This window comes from Paenibacillus sp. EB106-06-01-XG199 (genome assembly GCF_058791575.1).
Map to the genome: position 1 here is coordinate 209,787 of NZ_JBYTDQ010000002.1, position 17,914 is coordinate 227,700.

Sequence of the window (17,914 nt, forward strand, 5' to 3'; positions counted from 1 at the left end):
ATAACGTCCAGCATATGGAAAAAGCACACCCGCGCTGCGGATGTGCTTCTAAAACTGCAAATGTTCTTATTAGTGCATCATGCCTTGTGCTTTGTGCTGTACAATGACACGTTTCAGGAAGAAGGCGACAACCAGTCCAACAATAGCCATAATCATTCCGAAGATAAAGGCGTTCTGAACCCCATGTGTAAATGCCGGAACAATATTGATAGGATCGGCTGGATTAGTTACGGTCTTCATGAAGCTCTTCGAGCCAGCGGTCATGATGCTGACTGCCAAGGCAGTACCGATTGCACCGGCTACCTGCTGAAGTGTATTCATAATGGCAGTTCCATCGGGATAATATTGCAGCGGCAGCTGGTTAATCCCGTTCGTCTGGGCAGGCATCATAATCATCGAAATCCCGATCATCAGCGCACTATGAAGCACGATAACGAACACAACGGTGGATGTTGGAGTGATACTGGAGAAGAACCACAGGGATACCGCTACAAGGACCAACCCTGGAATCACGAGCCACTTAGGTCCATATTTATCGAACAAGCGTCCCATGATCGGCGACATCAGACCATTAATAATTCCGCCAGGAAGCAGGAGCAGGCCGGCTTTAAAGGCAGTATAACCTTGGCCTTGCTGCAGATACATCGGAAGAATCAGCATGGATGAAAGGATAACCATCATACAGATGAAGACCATAAGCACGCCGACTGTAAACATAGGATATTTGAATGCACGCAGATTAATCATCGGCTGCTTCATCGTTAATTGGCGAACAGCGAACAGCACGAGTGCTACTACACCGATAGCGATGGCAATAATAACTTTCGGGCTTCCCCAGCCCGCTTCTTCACCGGCACTGCTGAATCCGTAGACAATGCCTCCAAAACCTAACGAAGACAGCAGAATGGAAAGTGCATCAATTTTCGGCTTCGTCACTTCAGAAACGTTCTGCATAAACAGAATTCCGAAGATCAGTGCAGCAACCAGGAACGGCAGCGACAGCCAGAAAATCCAGTGCCAGCTTAAGCTCTCAATCAATAGTCCGGCAATGGTTGGGCCGATTGCTGGAGCAACCATGATCACGAGTCCTATCAATCCCATCGCGCCCCCTCTTTTCTCGGCAGGGATGATGAGCAGAATCGTATTGAACATCAGCGGCAGGAGCAGTGCAGTTCCCATCGCTTGAACGACGCGTGCCGTAAGCAGAAACTCAAAACTTGGCGAAATGGCAGCCAGGAAGGTTCCCAGAATTGAGAAGCTTACTGCAGCGATAAACAACTGTCTTGTTGTGAACCATTGCAGCAGCAGGCCTGAAATCGGAACGAGAATTCCGAGTGTCAGCAAGTAAGCTGTTGTCAGCCATTGAGCCGTTGTAGGTGTGATATTCAGAACCTGCATTAAATCCGTCAACGCCACGTTCAACGCAGTCTCACTGAACATGCCGATAAATCCGGCGAGCAATAAGGACACGAGGATCGGAATTGTCTTGAACTTTCTTTCTGGGGTTTGCTTCTTTCCTTGCATCGTTGCTTCCACTCTTGTATCCTCCTGAAAATGTATAGTTTTCTCTCTATATGCTTTCTTGTCAATCCAGTATGGCTGGTATAGCTCTAGCAGCAGCAAGCAGCGGCTGTGTATTGCGGTGTGTCAACGTCTGGTGCAGTGCACCTTCAAACAATGAGATCACAACGGAAGCTTTATCGGCTGCCATTTGTTGATCTTTACCCTCAGCAAGCAGCCGTTGCATGACGACGTCCTGCCAGTCGTTAAATACGGCTTGGCATGCCGTCCGCAGCTCCTCGCTGACGCAGGAGGTTTCTACAGATAGCCAGAAGCTGAACGGAACAACACCTTTAAAGGTTGAGCTCTCAGCAGCAGCAGCCATTTCCAGAATAAAATCTTGAATCGCGATTGCCGCACTTTTGCCATTCTCCACATAATGACGCAGCTGCTTAGCAACGATCTCACTGGTCCGGTTAATGCAGGTCAAGGCCAGCTCCTCTTTGCCATGGGGAAAATAATAATATAGCGATCCCTTCGGCGATTCGCTGTCTTTAATGATCTGACTTAGCCCGGTGGCATGATAGCCTTGGGTGAAAAACAACCTTGAAGCGGTGTTCACAATCGCCTCTCGTGCATTGTGCTTGTTCGACAAGCTCTACACTTCCTTTTACTTTTATAACAATCGGTCTACATAATAAAACCACGGAAGAGGCCTAAATGTCAACGCGAAATTATTTTAAAATTAAACTTTACGGTGCCTCCACTCTCTCATGTTGATAAATATCTTTTTAATAACAAGACTGCTTTAGCCCGGTCATTGGTACCGATCTTGGAATAAATGTCACTTAAATAGTTCTTTACCGTTCCTTGAGTCAAAAATAATTTTCCGGCAATTTCCTTTGAGTTATACCCTTCAATAAGCAGCCTTGCAAGGTCAAGTTCTTTTTGCGTTAGCTCAAGTTCCTTACCTGCTTTTTCAAACCCCCTGTTCTTATTGCGGATCGTGAGAGCAAGCTTTTTTGCCACTTTACCAGTAAGCAGCACATTTCCGGAAAGCGCTTCATCGATGGATTGAACAAGCTTTTCTCCATCAATGTCTTTAAGCAAATAACCGGAAGCTCCATTGCATAAAGCCTCTATAATATACTCATCATCGTCGAAGGTCGTTAAGATGAGTATGATCACATGCGGGTGAAGCTCCTTAATGGCTTCGGTTGCCTTTACGCCTCCCATACCCGGCATACGGATGTCCATCAGGATGACATCCGGAACAACCGAGTGAAGCCGTTCAAGCGCTTCTTCGCCGGTTTGAGCCGTCCCAACGATCTCTATCTCCGATCTTATCGAAAGCAAAGTTTCCAGACCTTCAAGCATAATTTTATGATCATCCACAAGCATGACGCTGATTTTGCGATCGCTATCCATTAACCGTCCCCCCTTGCAACAGGCATCCGGACATGGAGTGCAAATCCCTTCATAGGCTCACTTTGCACAGTTAATTGACCTCCAATGGCCTCAATTCTTTCTTCCATCGTTTTCAGACCAAACCCATATATGAATGAATCGCTGCCGATTCCATTGTCCTTTACCCTAATATGAATCGTATCTTGCTGCTCAAGGACAGAGATCTCCATTGCACTTGCTTTGCCATGTTTTAGCGCATTGGTGATCGATTCCTTTATGAAGTTGATCATAACATACTTCTGAATAGAGATTAGATGGGTGACCTCCTCGTAATGCAAAATAAATTGAACGCCCGTCTGCTTCTCCGTATCGGTCATGATCTTCTGTATTCCTTCCTTAAGCCCCAAGTCGCCAATAGTCCCTTCCTTTGCTTTTAATGTTTTGACAACCTGACGGATATTACCGAGCCCTTGCTTCAGCTGCTCGCGTGCGATGAGGATCTTCCGAAGAGATTCCTCCGGTTTTCTATCGAAGAGCAGTTGGGCTCCCTCAAGGGCGACGATCGCTGTAGTTAACGTGTGTCCCACCGTATCATGAACCTCTTCCGCAATCCTCGTTCTCTCTTTTAATGCGGCCACCTCTTCTCTCGTTTTAGCTTCCTGGATCAACGATTCGTTTAATCGAAGGTTCATATCCCTTTGATTGAGCAGCAGCTTGGTGCTCCAGATTGGTATTACCAAAAACGAATAGCTCAATATATGGAACATATTCCGCCATAAATCTTCTCCGCCTGGTGACCACAAAAAAATGTAGGCTAAATATCCGCCATAGGCAAACGGAAAAGCGTACCACGACTTGTAGTTCAAGAGAAGATCCGCAATAAAGAGAACAAATACGATACTCTCGATTTCTGTTCTGCTTCCCAGGAATAGAAGAAAGAGGAGAACGATTTCGACAATCGGGGATATGGCTACAATGGGATGATACTCGGGATGATTTAACACTCGTTTCGAGTGTCTTAAGAAATAAAGCGCGATCAGGATCGTAACCACCGCAAAGCCTTTATATAGAGATAAAACAAAGTAAAGCAATAGCAGGACCACGTAAGAGCATGCCAGTCCATAGAAAAATAATCTCGATACTTTCGTATTGCTTAGGGTATGAACTGTTGAAATATTCATGAAACCACACATCCTTTAGAAATCGCTCACTTCACAGCATGATTCCTAGAATGGCCGCAATAACGCCTACAAGCACTGGTATGGCTTCCACCCCATGAATAATGACGGATGGCCAAAAGCTGCGATATCTGACATTTAAAAAGCCGAAAAAAATCGATCCGATGAGAATCATAGGGATATCTGTTATTTTATGCAGGTGGTAAAAAGCGAACAAAACGCCGTTCATGGCCCAATCCCATCTTCCAAAGGCTCCCTTCATCTGCGGCAGCAGAATGCCACGGAAGAACAACTCTTCTCCCAGTAAATAATTAAACAAACAACTGACAAGCGCAATACCGAGCAGATACCAGGCACCGACAAATTCAGGAGCCATCAGATTTTGTATCTTTGTATACTCCTGAGGAGCCATAAACGGGAAAATCCGGTTGAGCGCTTCTCCTACAAACTGGAACATACCTGAGTTTTCAAAGAAAAAAGCGTATAGGATGATTGGAAGCGTAAATGTATAAGCGACTTTGTAAACTTTAAATTTTTTCGGATGAACCGGATGATTCAGCCACAGTCTTTTTTTCAGCTTCTCCCAGCTTAAACTGCCCAGTTCTTTTTTCAAGATGATGACAGATAGTACAAACTGCCAGATCATGCCGACAATCATAAGCATCCAAAAGACAATAAGCGGATGAAAACTGACGATTGGCACCAGAAACGGCATCAGTCCGAATCGAATAAAGAACATTGGCAACGTGACTAAAGCCCATAAACCCAATATTTTTCCAACACTATACTGCTTGATTTCTATTTCGTTATTCAACCTTCCCGCTCCTTCTTGACTAATTTATTTCCCGTAGTAAATATATTTAAGAAGACCGTCATATGATAAGTGACGATCGTCATAAACCATCCGAAAGAAGGAAGTTCTCCCCACAATTGGACGGTGCTTTCGTCGTTCAGTTATTAGCAAAAAAAAACCTCAATCCCGAAGGAAAGAGGGTCTTAAAATGATGTGCTTACTGTGCGATTTTAACTGTAATGCATCTACTATAGATGTTTTCCCAGAACTCGTAACACCGTTTAAAAATACGATTCTACCTTTGCTCATCCTGTTTATACCCCTTATTAGTTGCAATGTACTTACTTACGCCTCTTAGGGCTAGTCCTTCTCAATAACTTCCCTATATAATAAACAACTATTCCAAGTAGCATCAAAACAGTGACTTCTATCATTCTCCACATTGGACTATATGCATTTCCAAATGCGATTTCACGTTGTAGATAATCAAGCGATTTGTACTTATCTACAATATCTGGAACAGAGTTCATTGTAAGATACACCCCTTGAATAAATTGAATAGCATAATAAACAAATACAAATATTAGTCCTACAATTAGTGCTCGAAATAATGGTTTTTTCATAGTGACCTCCTTGTTATCAGTACCTCTTTTCACCCATTTGTAGCATGCATTATTTATGTCGACTTTCCATATAATCTCAATTTCCAATCTCTCTTTATTTCCATTTTAAATTAAAACAGCCTTTTTCAAGAATATACTCTTGATTGGAATTTTTTAAAACTACATCAAATTTTTGATGATACGGGTGCATAAATAAATCATATTGAATTCTACGCTCTTCATGCGATTTTCTTAAATAATTAATATCTGTTCCTCTTTCAGAAACATCACGTATACTCCTTCTCATCAACTCGGTTTCTCCATCCGTATATAAGTAAACTTTCAGGTCATACAAATTTGGGTCTGTAAAGGCTACACTCATGCCTTCCACTATATTTATTTTGTTGTGTGAAGATATTAACGTACTCTTTGTATAATTCGTGCCTATCGTATAAAAATCTAAACCATCTCTTAACATATGAATGTCTCTCTCTAAAGCGAATATATTATGAGCAGCAGGGTGACAAGCAGTCATTTTTTCATGATGATGTTCATTGTTATATTCATAGTCGATAAAAGTGTATTTCCTAAGCTGAGAGCTGATAATATAGGGGTCAGTATTAATATAATTCACATCATCATGTTCCAGAAGCTTTAAAAAATTATGGGCAAACGTTGTCTTTCCAGATGCACCATGACCCGAAATCCCAATGATGACTCTTTTAACCTCACCGTTAATCAAATTGGCTATCTTATGTAATACCTGATCCATATTTACCCCCATTTTATTCTATTAATTGATGTTCATTATTTTTTAATTATAAGGCAGTTTCCATACAAAAGTAGGTAATTTGCACAAAAAAAGCGCAGAGTTGTTGGTTTCAACACTACGCTTTTTTGGGTTATGCGGTCATCTTTTTTTCAACTTTCCGAGCTAGTTTTAATGCACCCTGATCGATATATTTCATATAATAATGCGACATAATGCGACGAATTGAATCTCCACCACTTAGCTGACGCTTGGAGGGGTGGATGGGTTCGTCCATACCAGGATGCTTTATACGTCAGCTGACGCATCCATTCGCCCCAGGACGCATCTGCGATGGACTTGGAGAGTTTGGGATTTTGAATCATTTTCGCCACACGCAGATGTTCGATGCTGATCGTTTGGCACTCACGGATCAGCTTCGTTGTCATCTTGTGGAGAAAATCGTTCCGGGAATTTGCAGTGTGTTCGTGAATACGGGCAATGTGTTGCTTGGCTTTCTTCCAGTTGGAGCCCCCTGGTGTGCGTCTCGTCAAACGCCGCTGCCACAGCGCAAGCTTTTTCTCGTATTGACGGTAAAACCTGGGGTTGGCAAAATGCTCCCCGCTTGAGCACACAGCGTATTCCTTAAGCCCCAAGTCAATGCCGATATGTGCATCTGCTTGACAAAATACTTATCGCTGGCGTTTTGCCGTACCGTAGCGGACAGTATGCGACCCTCCAGCTTCCGGGAGTTGGCGAAACGCATCCAGCCGAGCTTAGGAAGCTTCAATCGGTTGCCTTCAATGGCGATATTTCCGTTCGTGAATTTCGTGGTGTAGCTTTGTACTGGATGCTTCCGGCTTTTGAAGCGAGGCGCTTGATTTTGCTTTTTGAAAAAGCGGTCAAAGCTATCTGCCACATGCCGAACGGCAGACTGTAAAGCAATGCTATCGACTTCTTTGAGCCAGTCATATTGTGTTTTTAGGACGGGGAGCTGTGTCGCACAGGTCTGATAGGACAAGCCTTTGCCTGTCTCGGCATAGGTTTGGTTCCACTCTTCCAGGAAATGATTGAATACAAAGCGGCAACAGCCAAACATTCGACGAATGAGTTGCTGTTGCTCGGTATTCGGGTAGATGCGGTATTTATAGGCTTGATGAACGATCATGTGCGACACCCCCTTTTGTAGTATTTTCTCACAATATAGCACATATGTTCGCTGAATAGTTGAAAACCGCCGATTCATCTCCGCCTAGAGGTCGGAGTCTTTTCGGCTTTTGAAGATAAAACTATTATAACATGCGACGCTGCGCGCTTAAATGCACACCGTGAACCATATTTTATAATACCAATTGTTCCATGCATCAATTATGGTTAAATTTCCTGATTCCCTTTCCATCAAAGTGTTATATGCCCTCTTGTCTTTTTGAGTTATCGTTTCCCGATAGTTCAATGACTAATTACTTAGTAAAAGTTTCATACCCTCATGGCTAGCAACAAATCCAAGTCGTTCATAGAACCGATGGGCATCTTTACGTTTTTTATCAGTTGTCAGTTGAATTATCCCGCAACCCATTGCTCTAGCCTCATTAATAGCATAACGAAATAAGGACTCTCCAACTCCTGTTCCACGATAATCACTGTCAATACGAACACCTTCAATTTGACCGCGTGTCGTTCCTAATCTTGCAATCCCCGGAATAATTGTAAGCTGAAGACAACCAATAACTTCGTTGTTATCCAAAGCAACGATTATGGAGTTACCAATCTGCTGTTCAATCTTTGCAAAAGCATCACTGTATGCTTTGGGCAGTGGGTGTTCAAAACGCTCACGGGTAGCCCCCAATTCATCATCTGCTAATAAACGGACAATTGCAGGAAGATGGTTTACATTTGCAGTTTTGAATTCCATAAGGACCTCCAATATCTCACTGTTAAATTACTATATTACAATGGTATACCTTATTCAACAATCCCCCCAACGTTGCAGCTTCTTTCACTGTAGCCCCCGTCAGATGAGCAACTATTCCGCTCCCCCCTTAGAAGCTATTACATCTATGTTTGCTTCTAAAGGGAGGTTTTAATCTACTAACCTGCGTAAGCTTTCGTTCCCTGTTAACGGAAAAGTTATTATTAACTTTCTTTTTATAGACTATAAAGATTTTAACTTTAGTGAATAGTTGTTTCGAGAGTTCTGTCCAGATCATGTGATGCTTCTATTATGGCTGGCTCCAAATTACTCAGCCATTCGGAATACTCTAGACATGTTACCATGGATGGATCCTTCCTTAGCTTCTTACATCGCTTCAAATTCTCTTTCCATCCGCCACTAAGATGTAATAGCCCCCAATCTGCTGCCTGGCTTTTAGACAGGATGACACCTTCCTGCCACCAAGCTATAAATTTGGAAGCTAACAGGAGCCAGTCAACGGAATGTAGGCTATTTCCCTTGCCAAACTTCCGCATGCACTTGGCATATTCTTTAAAAAAGCTAATGAACTCTTCCTTCGAGTACGATGGCACATTGTCTAGATGGGACTTACCATACAACAAGATACTCTGCTCCTTGATCGTGTACAGGGTGAACAGGTCTAATTGATTTTCCGTCCAGACGGATTCACGCTTTGTTCCCCACCACAAGCCGCTGCCCTTTTCCCCACTCAGCATACTAATCGTAAGAAAGGCACCCTCAAGCATATCGGTGTAGAGGTTGGGGACCTGTCTATCGACGGATCTTCTAAGAAGGGATGATCTGTAAATGGATCTTTGTTTGTTTAAAAGTTCGATTTCATTTTGGCTAAGGTCCTCACCAATTACAACGAGAAAATCCAAATCCCCGTATCCCGGGGATAAATCATTGTGAATGGCCGAACCGTAAAGGTAAATGCTTCGCAACTTTCTATTAAGAATGGCTCGGATATCATCGACAAATATGGACAAGGTTCGCTCAAGTGTTTCGTCTTCAAAAGATTGGATCAACATTAAGATCGCTCCATTTTGAATTTCTATTTTTAGTTTTTGCCAATACTATAATACCACCATATTGGAACCCTATCTTCTGTTCTATAGTTAGCAAAGGCTGCCGTATGGATCCGCGGCAGCCTGTTCTTGGAATTATGATGGTATAATTTCTACGTTAGTTCAACAATCAATTTATCCACGTGTTCCTAAGCCACCGAATGAATACCTCAGGTTCGTTTGGGTCAATATCCCGTCGTCTTTTATAGTCCGACTTTTAATCAAATCATCAATGAGCCGATCGGTTACATCGCTGCTCGTTGTTCACTGAACTATCGTTCGCGGCTAGCTCAACCGGTCATACCCATAGATACCTTTATTGCTACTTCAGCCATCTCTTATAGTTTAACAGTAGCTAATCCTTTATGTTTAGAAATGGTTTCAGGTTTTTGTGTAATTCTATATAAAACTCTATTTTCTTCTGACACCCGGAACACGAATAATGCCCTTCCGGCTTCCTGCAGGGAAGCGAAAGGGCTGAAAAGTTTACTTTCTGTTATTTGGATCTTTGTACTCGTTTTTTTTGAAACGTTGTCTGCTTAATCGGCCTTCTCCGCAGCGTCATAGATAAGGCAGCGCAGGGACTGATTCGGATAGCGGAATTCCGCTGTATAGCTGCTTCCGTCTTCCAACAACAGTTTCACTGCCACCATCCCGCGTTTGTTGTTAACCTCGGTATCGGTCAGATAAGCTTTGACAATGTTTCTTGTTTCCCCCTGCTTGTCCGTAAGAATCTGGGTGGCTTTCTGAATCCAGCTGGCATCCTTTTGAATGGCACTGGCGGCGGCTTTGTCGATGGGAGTTCTTTTCAGCGCCACATTAATTGCAGTCGTATCCAGCACGACCCCGGTTTTCGCATCAATTATAACGTGATATTGCCAAAATTCCTTGCCTTGCCCTCGCAGGGTTTGCCACTTATAAGGAGACCAATGAACGCTCCAGGTTGGATGTTTGTCCAGTCTTAGTTCATCTAGAATAACTGTCGTTTGCAGCTTGGAAATATCGGCATCAAACAGCTTGCGCACACTTTCAGCCGCCAGCGCCTGCGCTTCAGCCTTGCTGAATTCCTGCGGCAGGGGGGGCGCCGTCACAGTTCGTTTGGACGAGATGTAATTGACCCGATAGGCCCAGTCAATCAGCTGCAGCAGCTCTTCATCGGTCAAACTCCGCTCCGGGTATGTGTATGTATTGGTCTCCAAATCCAGATACATTTCTGCCTGCCCCGGCTTTAACGGCAGCTGCTGTTTGGGGCGGAGCCCATCATACACATACTGGTCATCCAGAACCAGTCTGCGTTTCCCTTCTGATTCGGTCATTTCCCGGCCTGAAGTATGAGGATCGCCCGGCTTGTCTATGAAGTCATAGATCTGCTGGATTTGCGCCTCAGTCATCTGCTTAAGCAGGTCTTCTTTCACAGTGGACACCGGCGCCGGTGCCTCCACTTTCAGCACAGGGACGGTGCTTCCGGTTAAAGCCAGCTGGGCACTACCCTGAATTTCCGGACTGTTCTTGGCGACGACTGCGGAGTTCACAAAGCTTGGGACGAGAGTCGCACTAACTGCGAGCACGGCTGCTGAGAATAGGATAACAGCTAACGTAGCGGACACTTTGTTCTTGCTCAATTGTATTACCTCCATTGGGATCAAAGATGTTAAATCTGTCTATACCTTAATCCCAAGATGTTATGGAGTAGGAGGACAGTTGTTATGGAGTTGTAAAAAGATGCGGATGCTTGTCCCTTCACCAAGAACAGACTGCAGCTCAACTCTGGCTTGATGCGCCTCGGCAATTTGGCGGCACAAGGAGAGCCCGAGACCGGCATTGCCATAGGTCCGTGAACGTGCCGGGTCTGCCCGATAGAACGGCTCGAAGGCACGCTTGCTCTGTTCCGCCGTCATCCCGCTTCCGCTGTCACGCACTTCCAGCACAGCTTCCCCGTTCTGATTATAGGCTAGCAAGCGGATCTGGCAGCCTGGCTTTGAAGCATGCATGGCATTTTCGATCAAATTCACCAGAAAGGATGCCAGCAGATCCGCATCTCCCCACACGGTGGGGATGGAGCTGTCAATCTGTAACAGTATTCCGTTCTCTGTTAATTTTTGCTGTTCCGTCTGCACTACCGCCTCGAACAGTCCGGAAACATCCACCTCTGACTGCACCAGAGGCTGGTGCCGGAGGACTGACAAATCAAGCAGCTTAAAGGCAAGGTTCTTCAGCCTGACCGTTTCACTCCAAATATAGCGGCCGGCCTTTATCTGTTCTTCCTGGCCAATGTTCGCCGAAGTGAGAAATTCAGCGAATCCCTGCATACTGGTCAGCGGTGTACGCAGTTCATGGGCAAGATTATCGACCATCCGCTGTTTATCCTCGGCCATGTCGGAGAGATCAGTCATCCGCTGCTCCACCACCGAAGCCATCCGGTTGAAATTGAAGGCCAGTTCCCCGAATTCATCTCTGCTATGCAGCTCCACACGGTTTGAATAATCACCTTCGGCAATCGTCTTGGTCGTCTCCGACAGCTGCTTGAGCGGCTTGGTCAGTTGGCGGATAAGGAGATAGAGCAGCAGCGCCAGCACCGGACCTACAATCCAGTTAATCATTACAAAGAAGCGGTTCAGCTCCTGCTGCTGGGCATACAGCCCGCTGATGTCGCGCTTATAGGCAAGCTCCAAATGCTGGTAAGGAGCAGGCAGCGGCATGGATAACCGGATGGTATGTTCATCCTGCATACCGTCCTTTCTGCCCGTATTCGGGTAGATTAGCCGTCCGTTCTCCCGCAGCTCCAAGCCAATTCCTTGTGTACGGTAGTGTTCACCATATGACTCAGCCACACTGAGCAGCAAGACAGGGGTGAGGGTGATGCCCCGTGCCAGGATAGAATCAAGATTCTCGTATATATTATTGGCAATCAGCAGTTGCTCGCTGGCCGCCCGCTTGGTCTCGCTGGCCATGTTCAGCTGCCAGCTTTTTTTCATCACCATAATTACACTTACATCGAGGGCTGCTATGAAGAGCACGAGGACGGAGAGGAGAATCTTATGCCAGAACCGCATGGCTAGACCTGAACTTCCAGGCGGTAGCCCAGCTTGAATACGGTTTTGATTCGTTCTTCCCAGCCTAGTTTTTTGCGCAGCTGACGGATATGGACATCCACGGTGCGGGTGTCGCCGGCAAAATCATAACCCCAGGCCAATTCAAGCAGTTTTTCCCTCGAGAGGGCTATATTCCGGTTGCGGATCAATACTTCGAGCAGCTCAAATTCCCGGGTGGTCAAATCCACCGGCAACTGGTCTACCCGGACCTGACGTTCCGGAAACCGGACCTCCACCTCATCGCAAATAAAAGCAGAGGCAGTTTGTTCATTCCTGCGCAGAACGACATTGATACGGGCCAGCAGCTCAAGGATTTCAAAGGGTTTAATAATATAATCATCCGCACCTAACTCGAACCCTTTGATGCGGTCTGCCAATGCATTTTTGGCCGTAATCAGAATTACCGGAATCCGCAAGTGGGCAATCTGCTGCATCACTTCAAACCCGTCCATACCGGGAAGCATCACATCAAGCAGAATAAGATCCGTTCGCTCCTGTTCTAGAATTCCTGAAACCTCTGAACCGGTATAAACTTTGGAATATGTGTGTCCGACCAGCTTAAGGTTCATGGAAATCAAATCGCTGATCGGCTGTTCATCTTCAACCACTAGTATATGGGCCATCCACTGAATATCCTCCTGATTCCTAAAATAGCGAAAATTTCTGTTCGCATAGACTTCATCCGCTAGCATCAGCTTACAAATTTAGCGCGAATTCTTTACAATCCGTATCGATAAAGCCTCAGTCGACCAGCACAATATAGATCATATTCAACCCTTCTTTCCTGTGTTGTTAACTATTTACACTTTAACATACCAGATTTCAGAATTCTTCATGACTCTTTCGGTTTGGCGCTGGAAGTCACGTTTAAGTCTTTTTTTTGCAGAAGGTAACTGGCAGACAAAAAAAACTAAAGGATGGAAATTTTGAGATTAAAAAAGTCTTTTCTGATTGCTAGTGGCAGAGGGATCCGCTATAATTTAATAAATTCCAATGCGAAAGGTGTGAATTAGATGGGCAAAGATATCAAATCCAAAGGAATCCCCAGACCATTGGTCAAAACCAACCAGGCAGTTATCGTGATCTCCGTACTATTAACCTGGCTTACAGGACAACATTGGATACTTGCGATTCCCCTAGCCGCCGGCTTGTCCGGTTTACTGTTCGGATACAATCCCGTGATGAAGGTTGGGGTAAATTTCCTCAAGAAAGAACGCTCTGCTTATGTGCACGAAGATTGGGAGCAGCAGCAATTTAATCAAAGTATAGCCGTCTTCTGTCTTGCCGCTGGTCTGATCAGCTTCCTGGCAGGCTGGAATATTGCCGCATATAGCTTCACCGCATTGGTAGCGGTCGCAGCAACTGTCGCTATTCTTGGATTCTGCATTGGCTGCTTTATCCATTACCAGTGGAGAATGTACAACTACAGACGCAAACAGGGAAGCACTCAATAACGCTGTATAGCGTGTAATGACAGCAGCCGCAGCAGACATTGTTACCGGCAACAACAAAACAAGCAGCAATGAGACCTGGGTCTTCACTGCTGCTTGAGACTGGCATTGAATGTGCTGGCCAACTCCTGCCACAGGTTATTTCCTCTCTTCGTCGCCCGCATCATCCCAGCGATGGCGAAATTTCTCAAGCCTTGGATGAACAGTAGATGGAGTTTCGCTCAGAATAAGCCGAAGCTTCACGATCCACTCCTCAAAGGAGGAATAAGAAGCAAACAAATTAGCCATCTCTGGTGTCAGATACAGGAAATACGGCGAAGGATACACGTCGCTAATATGACGGAGCGCAGAATCGAGCGGCGTATATTTCTTCCGTTTTCCCTCCAGTGTTTCCACAGTGATAAATGAAAGTCCCTGTTCTCTTCTCCACTCATGCAAACGGTCTTCCCGCTTATAATAAGCCTGTACAGGCTCCTTCGTCATCCGCCTTACTGTTTCTTCATGCAACGGATACAGCACCAGCTTGGTGAATTTGCGCTCCGTAGCCGTCCGGGCTGCCTCAGCCAGCTCCTGATCACTTATATGCTCAAAGGAATCATAGAAAACTAGCGTTCCTTTGCGTTCGCTGGCCGGTGGTTCATAGCCATAGGGTACATGCTGGATCTCTCGTTTCATTTTCGCCCTCCTGCTTGTTCTGTCCGCTCTATATAGCATAGCATGCGCTATTTTGATCGGAATTAAATGTTTTATGATTTGGTTTTGATTAAAAAGAGCGTCAGGTCATCGTCCACACAAATTTGGCTTCCTGGAACTACGGGCATATCGTTATACATTATCCCTCTGCCGTCGGGGACAAAGCCGCGCTTGATGTACATTCTTTGTGCAGTGCCATAGTCAGCATACAACCCGAAGCCTATACCTATCGTGTCCGACTGCATAAATGCCTCTTTTTCCAGCGCCTCGATAAGCAGACTTCCTATGCCCAGCTTGCGGAGCGGGGGGATAATGTCAAAGTTCTGGATTTCAGGGATTCCGTGCTCTCTAAAGTATGGGTACTGCGGGTGAAGCACCACATGGCCCCAGCCTGCAAGCTTACTCTCAAGAAACACCAGGAGCGTCACTCTTTCTTTACTACGGTTTTCTTCCCAGCAGCTTTTGATATACTCTAGTGGTTTACTGATATCGTGATCAAATAAACCTTCATAGATCATCTCTATGTCTTCTTGGGTCATAGGACGGATCTGTACAGGTAAACTCATGGCATGTCTTCCTCCATTCAAGCAGAATGCTGCTTTTTTTCAGTGTTTGCTATTCACTCTGCTGTCCATTAATCTGTTTATAGATATGAGTATCGGGAATAGATGTATAAACAGACGAGATGGGCTGTTCCGTTTCGATCTTCACTTTCCGGCAGTGCTTGGGCAAACTTAACAGGCTCCTCAAATCGGATTACATAGTCCATTTCTGGAGCGGAAAGCGGCTGTTCGATATCATTTTCGATTTTATCAATACTCCAGTGTGATAGATTTAAGCTTCATTCCTGAACCTTCTTATACGCGTAGTATGCAGCCCCCAGCGTTCCGGCCCTGCTGCCAAGCTGAGCCTGAACAATCCTGCATTTGCCGCCCGCCAGTTTCAGTGCATGCGCATTTACCGTTTCCCGGGCGCTGCGCAGCAGCCTGTCCCCTGCCGCCGCCATTCCCCCGCCGATAATGACCACGTCCGGGTTCAGCAGATTAATGACATTGGCCAGTCCAAACCCAAGCAAAACCCCTGTCTCATGCATCACCTCGACAGCCAGGCTGTCCTCAAGATCATACGCCTCAGAGATCATCAGAGCGGTTATGGCATCATTATTACCGGTTGTCCACGTCTGAATGATGCTGGTTCTGCCTTCACCCAGCTTTTCCTTAAAAGTGTTGACCATGCCTACAGCGGACACGTACCTCCCAAGACAGCCGGAGCTTCCGCAGCGGCAAGGGCGACCGTTCCTGTACATGTTCATATGCCCGATTTCCCCGGCACTGAAGGTAGTACCGTAAAGCACCGTGTCCTGAGCGATGATTCCTGAACCTAGTCCCGTTCCTAGCGTAAGCAACACCTGATTTCTATACCCTCTGCCTGCGCCAAACTGCCATTCACCATACAGGTTGGCTCGCACATCGTTATCGATAAATACAGGAAAGCTGAAGAACTTTTTCATTTCATTTACAATATGTATGTTTTCCCAATCCGTAAAATTGGGAGAGAAGATGGACAGTCCCTCTTCCGGATCAAGCAAACCGGGGACACCCATTCCCATGCATTGGATCTGCTCCAAAGCAACTCCATGCTCCTCCGTCAGCAGATGAACCGCATTTCGGATCCGTTCGAGCACAAATGCCGGTCCTTTCGCGGCTTCAGTAGCCGTTGACAATTCCCGGATTACTGTAAAATCGGTATCAAACAGTCCTGCTTTGATATTCGTTCCACCCAAATCTACCCCAAGGATATATGATTTCATCCAGTACCTCCTCAATTCCGCCAATTTCATTTTTATGTTAGTGATGATCTTTCAACTTTTTCAAAACCCTACAAGTGCCATATCAGTGCAAGCCCATTGTCTTCGCATCGGCTTCCGCCCTGCGGATCGCCTGCACCCCGCTCTCCAGCTGGCTTTCCGTAAGATTGGAGTAGCCCAGCAGAAATACGGGCTTCTGCGGCTTGGAGCCCACGAAGTATGAAGAGGCTGGATAGATACGTACGCCATACCGAAGCGCAGCTGCCGCTATATCATTTTCATTTGCCGGTGAATCCAGCTCAACCAGCACATGCAGGCCTGCCTCTTCACCAAACGTACACACCCGCGGGCCAAACTCCTTCTTCAGACTGTGAAGCAAACAACTTCTGCGCCCGGCGTAGAGCTTATTCATTCGGGCAACATGACGGGCATATTGTCCAGACTTCAAAAATTCAGCCAGCGCTTCCTGATCCAGAGCAGGAGACATCCGGTCGGCAAGCCATTTGACCGCCAGAAATCCCGGGATCATGGATGGGGGCAGGATAATATAGCCTATGCGGAGCGCCGGAAACAGGATTTTGCTGAAGCTTCCGATGTAGGCCACCCTGCTGCCGGAATCCAGACCGGCAAGTGCTGACAGCTTCGGACCATCGTATCTGTATTCGCTGTCGTAATCATCTTCAATAATTAATGCGTCATGCGACTTTGCCCATCTCAGAAGCTGAATCCTGCGGCTTAATGACATCGTTGCCCCGAGCGGGAACTGATGGGATGGCGTGACATAAATCAGCTTTGGAACCTTGCCCTGACCTGTTTCAGCCGCTTGAAGAACACGTTTGTCGAAGTCTTCAACGGTTATGCCTTCCTCATCCACCGTTACCGGTATAATCTCAGCGCCGGAGAACCTGAATATTTCGCGTATCGTATGGTGGGTGGGATCTTCCATAATCACGCCGTCGCCTTTGCTCAAACATAACCTCGCCAAAATATCCAAAGCCTGCGTTGCCCCCGCTGTAATCACAATTTGCTCAGCAGTCACGGGAATGGAACGTGTTGAACGCAGCAGCCGGGCAATTTCCTGGCGCAAGGAAAATGAGCCTTCCGCAGGTCCATAGCCCAGTGTCTGAGGGGTGGCGCTGCGGCAGGCGTTCATGAGCGCTTTCTGCCAGCTGTCCATGGGAAAGGCATCCCAGGCAGGCACACCATGGCGGAAATCACAAAACACGGCACCAGGGCCTGCATGATCCATGATTGGATCAGGTATAAGCAAAGAGAGGTCCAGTTCATTCTTTAAGTGAACTTGAGGGTCCTCCTGCACTGTCATTTCCATGACAGGGTCATCGCCTGATGAACCGTGCTCAGACTGCAGACCCGTAACGAACGTTCCCGCACCTTTGCGCATTTCCAGGTAGCCTTCCGCTTGAAGCAGCTCATATGCCTGCAGAACCACGCTTCGTGAGAGGGATAACTGCTTAGCCAGCATTCTCGTTGGCGGCAAAGGATCGCCTCCACTTAAAGCTCCGGAATGGATAGCTGTCCGAATCTGCTCATAGATCTGCCGGTTTAAAGGTACTGCCCTATCTCTGTCCAGCGTGATCAGCAGCTCATGCTTCATCGGTCACCCC

General features: G+C 46.1%; 19 protein-coding genes and 1 pseudogene. 1 reads left to right on the top strand and 19 read right to left on the bottom strand.

What is annotated here, in order from left to right:
- Nucleotides 1–69: 69 nt before the first annotated feature.
- The 15 genes and pseudogenes from AC3WT9_RS06735 to AC3WT9_RS06805 all read right to left on the bottom strand — a co-directional run bounded on the left by AC3WT9_RS06735 (nt 70) and on the right by AC3WT9_RS06805 (nt 12,961).
- Nucleotides 70–1,524 carry a DHA2 family efflux MFS transporter permease subunit gene (locus AC3WT9_RS06735; RefSeq protein WP_341380367.1) on the bottom strand — a complete coding sequence of 485 codons (1,455 nt, stop codon included), beginning with the start codon at nt 1,522–1,524 and terminating at the stop codon, nt 70–72.
- Nucleotides 1,525–1,585: 61 nt separating this feature from the next.
- Nucleotides 1,586–2,155 (bottom strand): TetR/AcrR family transcriptional regulator, encoded by a 570-nt coding sequence (locus AC3WT9_RS06740; RefSeq protein WP_341092863.1) that lies wholly within the window; start codon nt 2,153–2,155, stop codon nt 1,586–1,588.
- 116 nt (nt 2,156–2,271) lie between these two features.
- Entirely contained in the window at nt 2,272–2,928 is a 657-nt protein-coding gene (locus AC3WT9_RS06745; protein WP_341092862.1) for a response regulator, read from the bottom strand.
- Nucleotides 2,928–4,088 carry a sensor histidine kinase gene (locus AC3WT9_RS06750; protein ID WP_341092861.1) on the bottom strand — a complete coding sequence of 387 codons (1,161 nt, stop codon included), beginning with the start codon at nt 4,086–4,088 and terminating at the stop codon, nt 2,928–2,930. The genes AC3WT9_RS06745 and AC3WT9_RS06750 overlap by 1 nt, the downstream gene beginning before the upstream one ends.
- Before the next feature lie 31 nt (nt 4,089–4,119).
- Nucleotides 4,120–4,899: a CPBP family intramembrane glutamic endopeptidase gene (locus AC3WT9_RS06755; protein WP_341092860.1), complete on the bottom strand. Its 780-nt coding sequence runs from the start codon at nt 4,897–4,899 to the stop codon at nt 4,120–4,122.
- Between the two features lie 209 nt (nt 4,900–5,108).
- Nucleotides 5,109–5,187, bottom strand: a pseudogene (locus AC3WT9_RS06760) (phosphotransferase-like protein); the annotation flags it as partial.
- Between the two features lie 32 nt (nt 5,188–5,219).
- Nucleotides 5,220–5,501, bottom strand: coding sequence for a hypothetical protein (locus AC3WT9_RS06765; protein WP_341092858.1), 282 nt, complete (start codon nt 5,499–5,501; stop codon nt 5,220–5,222).
- Nucleotides 5,502–5,595: 94 nt separating this feature from the next.
- Nucleotides 5,596–6,252, bottom strand: a complete 657-nt coding sequence (locus AC3WT9_RS06770) for a uridine kinase family protein (RefSeq protein ID WP_341378465.1) — start codon at nt 6,250–6,252, stop codon at nt 5,596–5,598.
- A 149-nt stretch (nt 6,253–6,401) separates the two neighbouring features.
- Nucleotides 6,402–6,863 (bottom strand): RNA-guided endonuclease TnpB family protein, encoded by a 462-nt coding sequence (locus AC3WT9_RS06775; protein ID WP_341378464.1) that lies wholly within the window; start codon nt 6,861–6,863, stop codon nt 6,402–6,404.
- The gene (locus AC3WT9_RS06780) at nt 6,779–7,396 is read right to left on the bottom strand and encodes an RNA-guided endonuclease TnpB family protein (protein WP_341378463.1); all 618 of its coding nucleotides are present in this window, start codon (nt 7,394–7,396) and stop codon (nt 6,779–6,781) included. Before AC3WT9_RS06780 ends, AC3WT9_RS06775 begins: the two co-directional genes overlap by 85 nt.
- Nucleotides 7,397–7,684: 288 nt before the next feature.
- Nucleotides 7,685–8,140 (bottom strand): GNAT family N-acetyltransferase, encoded by a 456-nt coding sequence (locus AC3WT9_RS06785; protein WP_341378462.1) that lies wholly within the window; start codon nt 8,138–8,140, stop codon nt 7,685–7,687.
- A 257-nt stretch (nt 8,141–8,397) separates the two neighbouring features.
- Nucleotides 8,398–9,210: a nucleotidyltransferase domain-containing protein gene (locus AC3WT9_RS06790; protein ID WP_341378461.1), complete on the bottom strand. Its 813-nt coding sequence runs from the start codon at nt 9,208–9,210 to the stop codon at nt 8,398–8,400.
- Between the two features lie 575 nt (nt 9,211–9,785).
- A complete protein-coding gene (locus AC3WT9_RS06795) occupies nt 9,786–10,868 on the bottom strand; it encodes a hypothetical protein (RefSeq protein WP_341378460.1) in 1,083 nt (360 codons plus the stop codon).
- Between the two features lie 60 nt (nt 10,869–10,928).
- The gene (locus AC3WT9_RS06800; protein WP_341378459.1) at nt 10,929–12,221 is read right to left on the bottom strand and encodes a sensor histidine kinase; all 1,293 of its coding nucleotides are present in this window, start codon (nt 12,219–12,221) and stop codon (nt 10,929–10,931) included.
- Between the two features lie 80 nt (nt 12,222–12,301).
- Nucleotides 12,302–12,961 carry a response regulator transcription factor gene (locus AC3WT9_RS06805; protein WP_341092852.1) on the bottom strand — a complete coding sequence of 220 codons (660 nt, stop codon included), beginning with the start codon at nt 12,959–12,961 and terminating at the stop codon, nt 12,302–12,304.
- A 390-nt stretch (nt 12,962–13,351) separates the two neighbouring features.
- Between AC3WT9_RS06805 and AC3WT9_RS06810 the strand changes: the two genes are divergently transcribed.
- Nucleotides 13,352–13,792 carry a DUF4395 domain-containing protein gene (locus tag AC3WT9_RS06810; protein ID WP_341092851.1) on the top strand — a complete coding sequence of 147 codons (441 nt, stop codon included), beginning with the start codon at nt 13,352–13,354 and terminating at the stop codon, nt 13,790–13,792.
- A 135-nt stretch (nt 13,793–13,927) separates the two neighbouring features.
- Here the strand turns inward: AC3WT9_RS06810 and AC3WT9_RS06815 are convergent, their stop codons facing one another.
- From AC3WT9_RS06815 to pdxR, 4 genes are all read right to left on the bottom strand, one after another.
- Nucleotides 13,928–14,464: a hypothetical protein gene (locus AC3WT9_RS06815; RefSeq protein WP_341092850.1), complete on the bottom strand. Its 537-nt coding sequence runs from the start codon at nt 14,462–14,464 to the stop codon at nt 13,928–13,930.
- Between the two features lie 71 nt (nt 14,465–14,535).
- Nucleotides 14,536–15,048: a GNAT family N-acetyltransferase gene (locus AC3WT9_RS06820; protein WP_341092849.1), complete on the bottom strand. Its 513-nt coding sequence runs from the start codon at nt 15,046–15,048 to the stop codon at nt 14,536–14,538.
- Between the two features lie 275 nt (nt 15,049–15,323).
- On the bottom strand, nt 15,324–16,292 hold the full coding sequence (locus AC3WT9_RS06825) for an ROK family protein (protein WP_341378457.1): 969 nt from the start codon (nt 16,290–16,292) through the stop codon (nt 15,324–15,326).
- A gap of 82 nt (nt 16,293–16,374) precedes the next feature.
- Nucleotides 16,375–17,904: a MocR-like pyridoxine biosynthesis transcription factor PdxR gene (gene pdxR, locus AC3WT9_RS06830; protein WP_341378456.1), complete on the bottom strand. Its 1,530-nt coding sequence runs from the start codon at nt 17,902–17,904 to the stop codon at nt 16,375–16,377.
- Between the last annotated feature and the right edge of the window lie 10 nt (nt 17,905–17,914).

What these genes read in the sequence shown, in the direction of transcription:
- AC3WT9_RS06735 (WP_341380367.1), bottom strand. Translation starts at nt 1,524, where the DNA reads ATGCAAGGAAAGAAGCAAACCCCAGAAAGAAAGTTCAAGACAATTCCG.
- AC3WT9_RS06745 (WP_341092862.1), bottom strand. Translation starts at nt 2,928, where the DNA reads ATGGATAGCGATCGCAAAATCAGCGTCATGCTTGTGGATGATCATAAA.
- AC3WT9_RS06750 (WP_341092861.1), bottom strand. Translation starts at nt 4,088, where the DNA reads ATGAATATTTCAACAGTTCATACCCTAAGCAATACGAAAGTATCGAGA.
- AC3WT9_RS06765 (WP_341092858.1), bottom strand. Translation starts at nt 5,501, where the DNA reads ATGAAAAAACCATTATTTCGAGCACTAATTGTAGGACTAATATTTGTA.
- AC3WT9_RS06770 (WP_341378465.1), bottom strand. Translation starts at nt 6,252, where the DNA reads ATGGATCAGGTATTACATAAGATAGCCAATTTGATTAACGGTGAGGTT.
- AC3WT9_RS06780 (WP_341378463.1), bottom strand. Translation starts at nt 7,396, where the DNA reads ATGATCGTTCATCAAGCCTATAAATACCGCATCTACCCGAATACCGAG.
- AC3WT9_RS06785 (WP_341378462.1), bottom strand. Translation starts at nt 8,140, where the DNA reads ATGGAATTCAAAACTGCAAATGTAAACCATCTTCCTGCAATTGTCCGT.
- AC3WT9_RS06790 (WP_341378461.1), bottom strand. Translation starts at nt 9,210, where the DNA reads ATGTTGATCCAATCTTTTGAAGACGAAACACTTGAGCGAACCTTGTCC.
- AC3WT9_RS06800 (WP_341378459.1), bottom strand. Translation starts at nt 12,221, where the DNA reads ATGAAAAAAAGCTGGCAGCTGAACATGGCCAGCGAGACCAAGCGGGCG.
- AC3WT9_RS06805 (WP_341092852.1), bottom strand. Translation starts at nt 12,961, where the DNA reads ATGGCCCATATACTAGTGGTTGAAGATGAACAGCCGATCAGCGATTTG.
- AC3WT9_RS06810 (WP_341092851.1), top strand. Translation starts at nt 13,352, where the DNA reads ATGGGCAAAGATATCAAATCCAAAGGAATCCCCAGACCATTGGTCAAA.
- AC3WT9_RS06815 (WP_341092850.1), bottom strand. Translation starts at nt 14,464, where the DNA reads ATGAAACGAGAGATCCAGCATGTACCCTATGGCTATGAACCACCGGCC.
- AC3WT9_RS06820 (WP_341092849.1), bottom strand. Translation starts at nt 15,048, where the DNA reads ATGAGTTTACCTGTACAGATCCGTCCTATGACCCAAGAAGACATAGAG.
- AC3WT9_RS06825 (WP_341378457.1), bottom strand. Translation starts at nt 16,292, where the DNA reads ATGAAATCATATATCCTTGGGGTAGATTTGGGTGGAACGAATATCAAA.
- pdxR (WP_341378456.1), bottom strand. Translation starts at nt 17,904, where the DNA reads ATGAAGCATGAGCTGCTGATCACGCTGGACAGAGATAGGGCAGTACCT.